Below are 7,302 nucleotides of genomic sequence, written 5' to 3' on the forward strand. Positions count from 1 at the left end.
AAGCTTGTTACAAATAATCAAGTAATATAAAGTGGTTTAGGCATCATTTATAAAAGATGTTGTCAAAATCACTTTATTTATATTTAAGTGTATGTTACAATATATTGGAAAATTAAAGTAAAACAAGCAATAAGTAGGATTAATTAAGTAATTTTAGCAATAAGTTTGCTGTACATAAGGGTGAGTATAATGAATTTTGATAAACCTGTTGATATGACTAGAGCGACACACTACGGAAATAACTATTTTGAGGTATATAGTAGAAAACTTAAAAGGATTGTAAAGTTATTTTCGTCTTTGGAATATGCAAATTTTCTTACTCTTGAAATGAATCCTTTTGTGGGTAAGTTTTGTGAACAGCCTTTAGAAATAGAAATTATACTTGAAGATAAACCCAAAAAGGCGATATTTGATTTTTGGGTACTTTACAGTGATAAAAGAGAAGAAATGCAGGAAATCAAATATTTAAATGAACTAAATGAAATAGATGAAAAGTCATCACGTTCAAAAGAACAGATACGTAGACAAAAGTTATGGTGTGAAGAAAACAAAATCAGTCATATTATCCGTACAGATAAGGATATATATGCAGGTAGATTTTATATTAAAAATCTTGAATATCTAGCAGCCAAATCAAGGAGATATATCCCTTTAGAAGATAATTTTTATCGTTCATTAGTATTAAACACTTTAAAAGCAACTAAAAAAATCACTATATCTGATATGGTTAAATTTGAAATACTTCCAATTGGGCATGAAATGGATTATATAAGCTATTTATATTATGAAGGTATAATTACTATGGATATAGCTACTAGACCTATTGATGGTAAAATGGAGGTATCATTATGGCAAATAAATCATTAAATCTAGTAGAGATAAGATTAGCAAGAGACAATTGGGATAAAGTTCTTACAACTAAAATGACTGATGATGAAAGATTTATTTTTGAAAATAAAAAAAAAGCTGTAGATATGTATATAGATGGCTATGGTATTAAAATCATCACAGAGGAAACAGGTGTAAATCGTACTAGAATAAAGCGTTTAGTAGAGCGTTGTATAAAAAGTGATGAGAATGGAATTATGTATGGTTATAATGCTTTACTTATGTGGAAGAATACACAAAAATTTAATGGCAACTTCAAAAAGCTTCTTTCACAATATCCATCTTTACAGAAATATATAGTTGGAAACTATTTTGGAGATTATGATTATACACTTGAAAAGAATATGAATCTTAAAACTTTACATAAAAAATTTCTTTCGGAATGCACTAGACTTGGTTTAATGGAATATGAATATCCGTTTAATACAACTAATAGAGGTTATATTTCACTTATAAAGTATATTAAACAGTTAAAAAACGAAAATCCAAATAAAACTATAAAAAGGGAAAATAAAAACGTAATTCAAAAATTCTATTCTACTGGTTATGGTAAAAAATACAATTCAGATCCTATTGCTCCATACCAAGTTGTACAAATAGACGGTCACAAAATTGATATGCTTTATTCTGTAGAAGTTGAAGATAAAGAGGGTAATATAGTTAGGATGCCAGCCACTCGTGTATGGCTTATAGCTATTATTGATGTAGCAACCAGATGTATTCTAGGATATTCACTTACTCCAAACGAAAATTACAATCAAACAGATGTATTAAAAGCTCTAAAAAATGCCATAATGCCACATGAAAAAGTAGAATTTACTTTAAATGGACTTGGATATCCTGAAAATGGTGGTTTCCCTTCTGATGCCATTCCAGAAGCTAAATGGGCTATATTTGATACAGTAATGCTGGATAATGCAAAGTCTCATCTTGCAAAGGATGTAGTAAGAAAAATTACTTGTGATTTAAAATGTGCAATAAACTTTGGTTCAGTTGCTACACCAGAAACCAGAGGTATAATAGAAAGATTCTTTGGTACACTTGAAAGAGGAGGTTATCATAAACTCCCATCAACAACAGGTAGCAATATTTATGATAATAAAAGAAATGATCCTGATAAAGAATCTGTAAAATATAAGATTACATATGATGAGATTGCTGAAATTACAGAATATTTAATTGCAGAATATAATAATAGCTGTCATACTGCATTAGAAAATAGAACTCCTTTACAGGTAATGAAGAGTAAAATTCAAGACGCATATATGATTCCATGTAAAGTAAATTCAGAAATTATTGAAGTTGTTAAAGAACTTACAAATATAGTCATAGAAAGAACTGTAAGAGGTGGCTATAACAGAGGTAAACGACCATATATCAATTATATGGGAATTGAGTATCACAGTGATGGAGTAAGCCTTTGTATGGACTTGATTAACAAAAAAATAATCATTAGTGTCAATCCAGATGATGTTAGTTATGTTAAAGCGTACAATATCTCTGGTGAAGAAATTGGAGTCTTAACAGCAGCAGGTGAGTGGGGTAGAAGACCACATTCATTAAAAACAAGAGAAGCAGCATTAAAGAGAAAGAATGAAAATAAAGCTTTAAATTCACCGTTTACTCCTTTTCTGGATAAACTTGAAGAAGAGTATAAAGAAAAAGCAATTGAAAGTAGGCGTGCGAGAACAAAAGCAGATATCATACGTAAAGAAAAAGGTACTCCAACCTTAATAGAACAGAGTAAAACGGAACGTAAACTTGCTACTGTAACTGATATAAAGAAGCATAATTCAAAAAGTTTTACAAAAGAACAAATGAAACTTATAGATTCAATGTCTATAGAAGAAGCTTACGAAAAGGGGTTACTTAACATATGATAGATGAAATTGATATTCTTGAGTTAGAAAGATACCTATTTTCTATAAATTATACAATACCGACAAAGCAGATATTAGATTTAAAAAAGGTAGTTGAAGAATGGGTGTCACGCAGTAATTGCGGTGCTATTATTTATGGCAGACCCCGTATCGGAAAGACAAGAGCTATTAAATACATATCAGATAATTTACGTAAGAAATTTGGAGAAGAACTTCCAATCTATGTTTATAATGCAACAAGCCATACAGTTACAGATAAGGTACTTTATTCTGAGTTACTTAAAGCGGTAGGACATATTGATGCACATAAAGGTACTGCTTCACAAATGAAAGAACGCCTTATAAACCGCATGATTATTGACGCTATGGACACTAAATATAGAAGAGTTGTTTTGTTTATTGATGAAGCTTATTTGCTGACAGAAAAGGATTTTATTTGGCTAATTGATATTTATAATAATCTAAATCAGTCAGATATTTTATTTACTGTTTTCCTCGTTGGCTCAAATGAGTTAAAACAGCTAAAAAATGTATTTGTAAGAGCAAAGAAAGCACAAATTGTAGGACGTTTTATGGTGGACGAGTTTAATTTTAAAGGTATTCAGACTAAAGCCGACATGCAGATATGTCTGGCCAGTTTAGATAAGCCATTTAATATAAAAGGATATTCAGGAGATATTATATTATCAAAGATATTCTTTCCATTAGCATATAGTGATGGGTATTCTATGACAAGTTTTATAGATGATATTTGGGATGCGTTTATAGAGGTTACAGCAAAGTATAATATTATGGATGCTGATATCCCTATGAAATTCTTCATGGATACAATTATTAATTGTATTAAATATTATGGTGTTTACGAAAAGAAGATATATATGCCCAGCAAAAGCGAATGGGAGAAATCAATAATCAAGGCTGGTTTTGTATCTGCCGAAAGTGTTGGTACATTTAACAATGTTGGATAAGTCTTATACTTGGAGAGATATTTATATAGACCTTATGAATCATTATGGAGTCTGGTTGAGAAATTCTGTATGTTAAATGGTATGACAGAAGCTGAGTTTCAAAAAAACATATGTAATAAAGTAGCTCCAACGACTAAGTGGTTACATGAATTTAAACATTATCATGTATTTAGATGTACAGCATTATCTACTAGAGATATAAATAAGATTTTTAATATCACAGAAAATAATTTTGCTGTACTGAAGTGTTTATCTGTAAACAAGTTGGAAACATATATAAATGAAGGCTTATACTATTGTCCTAAATGTATGGAATATGGCTATCACAGTATGTTCCATCAGCTTAAATTCATGGAGAATTGTTTTATTCATAAAAATCAGGCTTTAATTAAAGTTGATAAGAAGAATTATGCATTGTTTTTTTCGCAGAGAAAACCATATAAAGAAATAGATGTTATACCCACAATAAAAGATATTACTTTAAACAGAAACTTTTTACTCTCTGAAATAAATAATTTACATTTTGAACTTCCTGATTGCATAAAAGTTATTGATCCAAACTATAAGAAATACAAATTCCCTAAAGTATCTAGAATGAATGAAAGTACAAATAGATTACTTTTCTCGATTATGTTTGGAGGAAATACTCAAATTCCAGTTTTTGAAGTGCCTATGCAGGAAAATGATATAGAATTTGAAAAATTATTAAAGCATTATCGCTCTTATTATCTCAGTAATTTTAACTTGTTTAGATATCAAACTGGTTTATTTCCTTCAGTATATTTTGCAATATATGATTATGTACAAAAAATATTAGTTGATATTCCTGAAAAAGAAATACATAAAATAAGTTTCAATCTCAGGTACAATCAAAATATTTTAAGTGAAGAAGGCAATAAATATATATCATTTCTCACAGCAAGTGCGTTTTTGTGTTCAGTAAATGATGAAAATTTTTACCGATTAAAAAGAGTCTGGTCTTATGATAAAAATTATGAAAATATGGCTTATTACATTGATTTAAGCAATTTAGAAGAAGAAATTCTCACTCATAGTCCCATAAGATATCATTATATTTATACACTGCTATTTCAACGAATAGCAGATTTGGTGTATAAGCAAATTCAAGAGCAATTTTATCTAACGTATGAGAATAACCCACTTTGGTATGAATATGATTTGAAAATTCCGCAGTATGTTGTTACATTAGAAAATGATGTGTTTAAAGTTTATGAATGTGTTTAAAAAATTACAGCTTAGTAAACTATAAAATACAAAGAACGGTAGAGATAAATTTTATGAAAAAATGTAATATATTAGTGACCCTTTTAATTTTTTTTGATATACTTTTAATAGAGTTATAGTGAATGGAGAGATGATTTGAGACGTAAATTAAATATAAAAAAAAATACAATTAAACCAGAACAGATAAAAGCAAATATTTATGATACTGTACAATTAATAGTTGATATAACTGGAGTTACAAGTTTAGATTTAGATTATATACAAAGTTGTTTAAAAAGTTTATTTCCATCAAATTTATATACTTTAATGGAAACCGAGTTATATCCTTGTGAGGTTGAAGATTTAAGTGAAAGAAGGCCAGATGGAATAACTATAACTTCTCAAAAAAGATTGATAGAAAAGGAAACTGTATTGAGATTTGTTTCAAAAGATGAAAGTGAAGAGATTTCTATCTCTAGATTGTTTATAATTATTAAGTTAAACTATAAATCAGCGCACAAGTTAAGTGAAAAAATTGATATGATAAGGGAAATACTTTCATGCTTTTTTCGTATTAATTATTTTGAAATTGTGAGGATAACATTAAATAAAAAAGATAATATAATTTGTAATTCTTTATATATGATATATCAATGTTTTGTAAAAAGTATGTTTGGTGATATAACTTATACTTTAGGGCGTAAGGGAGAAGACGTAAAACAATCATCTTTAGAAAACAAAAGTTATTTAATGTATGGTGAAAACATAGTAAAAATTTATAAATCAGTACAGAATGGAAATATTAATTACAATGATAAGAAAAAAGAAGTTTATGAAGGAAATTTAAATATTACTATGTCATATGAATGTTTAGAAAATTATGATGCCAATGATACAAAGTTAAAATTTATAGAATTAAATAATATTGCTTTTCAAATTTTCATGAATCATATAACGGGTTCTTTTGCAGAAGATTTAGTACTAGGAAATACAAATAAAGTATTAGGAGGGTTTAATATAAATGAATAAGTATAATTTTGAACCAAGTACTTTAATCCATAAAAATACAAATACAAAATATGATTTTACACCTAGTAAAGAGTCTAAAGAAACTAATAAAAAAACAGATAATACAATTAAAAATGTAAACAAAATACTGAGATTTAATAAAGAAGGTTAAATTTTATGAAACGAAAAGATTTTATATTAGATGATATAAATGACTTATATATTTCAGTTTATTTAGTTGGTTATGAAAAAGAAGGTGAAAGTTGCATCTTTGTATTATACTCAAAAATGCCAGAAGAAAAAATATTATATTTATTGGTTATAGACTCTTATGAAAAGGATAATATTAATCAAACATTAGATATACTAGATAAAATTCATAAAAAAAGAAAATTAGATATGTTGATTTGGACTCATCCTCACGATGATCATTCAATAGGATTAGAAAATATAATTTCAAAAAGGTGTAACAAAAATACTAAAATCATTACGGCTGAAATCTTAAATTGTAAATTACCTAAGTATTCAAAAATATGCGATTCCTTAATTACATATATATCTACTAAAAATAAATATAAAAAATTAGAAAATAGGTGGAGCATTAATCCATTAGGACATTTTCCCGAAGTATTACAAGAAGTAGTTTTTACTAAAGGAAAAGATATAATAGAAAAAATGCAAATACGCTGTATTTCTCCATATCCGAATATAGGAAATGTTCAAGCAGGATTAGAAAATGAAAATATAAATAAATTATCAATAGGTATTATTATTGAGATTATTAGAAGAGAAAATAGATTAAATTTTTTATTTTCTGGAGATATGGAAAAACAAACTATTGAAGCAATTATACAAGAACAAGAAGATGAAGAAATCCCATCTGTATATAACTATATAAAAATACCACATCATGGAAGTGATAATTCAAGTAATTTGGTGAATATTTTAGATAATGAAATCAAATCTGAAATAGGCTGTTCAACTGTTTTTTGCGATAAAAAACTACCAAGAATGAATTCAATAAAAAAGTACTCAAATTTTATTGAAGATATATATTGTACCGCAGATATTAATACGAACAGCTTTGGTAATGGAATTATTGAAGTCAATTATGATCTAAAAAATCAAAAATCAAATATAAACTTTAACGGTACAGCGACAAAGATTGTTATGTAAATATAAACATGTTGAAAGTTTTACTTTAACTAGCTAGTATAGCAGACTTATTGCAAGATTGACTTAAATAAACAAAGATATTGCAAGTTTCAGTTAAATATTTATGTTTACATAGCAGACTTGTTGCAAGTTTTACTTAAATAATTAAAGCAGGATTA

7 protein-coding genes are annotated in these 7,302 nt (G+C 27.4%); all 7 read left to right on the plus strand.

All coding sequences use genetic code 11. The features are described 5' to 3' along the window. The first annotated feature begins 189 nt into the window (after nucleotides 1–189). The gene (locus L323_RS40595; RefSeq protein ID WP_020816338.1) at nucleotides 190–867 is read left to right on the plus strand and encodes a TnsA endonuclease N-terminal domain-containing protein; all 678 of its coding nucleotides are present in this window, start codon (nucleotides 190–192) and stop codon (nucleotides 865–867) included. After that, the gene (locus L323_RS34990) at nucleotides 849–2,768 is read left to right on the plus strand and encodes a DDE-type integrase/transposase/recombinase (protein WP_020816339.1); all 1,920 of its coding nucleotides are present in this window, start codon (nucleotides 849–851) and stop codon (nucleotides 2,766–2,768) included. The genes L323_RS40595 and L323_RS34990 overlap by 19 nt, the downstream gene beginning before the upstream one ends. Then, nucleotides 2,765–3,736 (plus strand): ATP-binding protein, encoded by a 972-nt coding sequence (locus tag L323_RS34995; RefSeq protein ID WP_020816340.1) that lies wholly within the window; start codon nucleotides 2,765–2,767, stop codon nucleotides 3,734–3,736. The genes L323_RS34990 and L323_RS34995 overlap by 4 nt, the downstream gene beginning before the upstream one ends. Before the next feature lie 69 nt (nucleotides 3,737–3,805). After that, nucleotides 3,806–4,981: a hypothetical protein gene (locus L323_RS35000; protein ID WP_020816341.1), complete on the plus strand. Its 1,176-nt coding sequence runs from the start codon at nucleotides 3,806–3,808 to the stop codon at nucleotides 4,979–4,981. A 135-nt stretch (nucleotides 4,982–5,116) separates the two neighbouring features. Continuing rightward, nucleotides 5,117–5,989, plus strand: a complete 873-nt coding sequence (locus L323_RS35005; protein WP_020816342.1) for a hypothetical protein — start codon at nucleotides 5,117–5,119, stop codon at nucleotides 5,987–5,989. Further along, nucleotides 5,982–6,140 (plus strand): hypothetical protein, encoded by a 159-nt coding sequence (locus L323_RS41425; protein ID WP_020816343.1) that lies wholly within the window; start codon nucleotides 5,982–5,984, stop codon nucleotides 6,138–6,140. Before L323_RS35005 ends, L323_RS41425 begins: the two co-directional genes overlap by 8 nt. 5 nt (nucleotides 6,141–6,145) lie before the next feature. After that, entirely contained in the window at nucleotides 6,146–7,144 is a 999-nt protein-coding gene (locus L323_RS35010) for a hypothetical protein (RefSeq protein WP_020816344.1), read from the plus strand. Nucleotides 7,145–7,302: the final 158 nt, after the last annotated feature.

This window comes from Ruminiclostridium papyrosolvens C7, from assembly GCF_000421965.1.
Lineage (GTDB): Bacteria > Bacillota > Clostridia > Acetivibrionales > DSM-1351 > Ruminiclostridium > Ruminiclostridium papyrosolvens_A.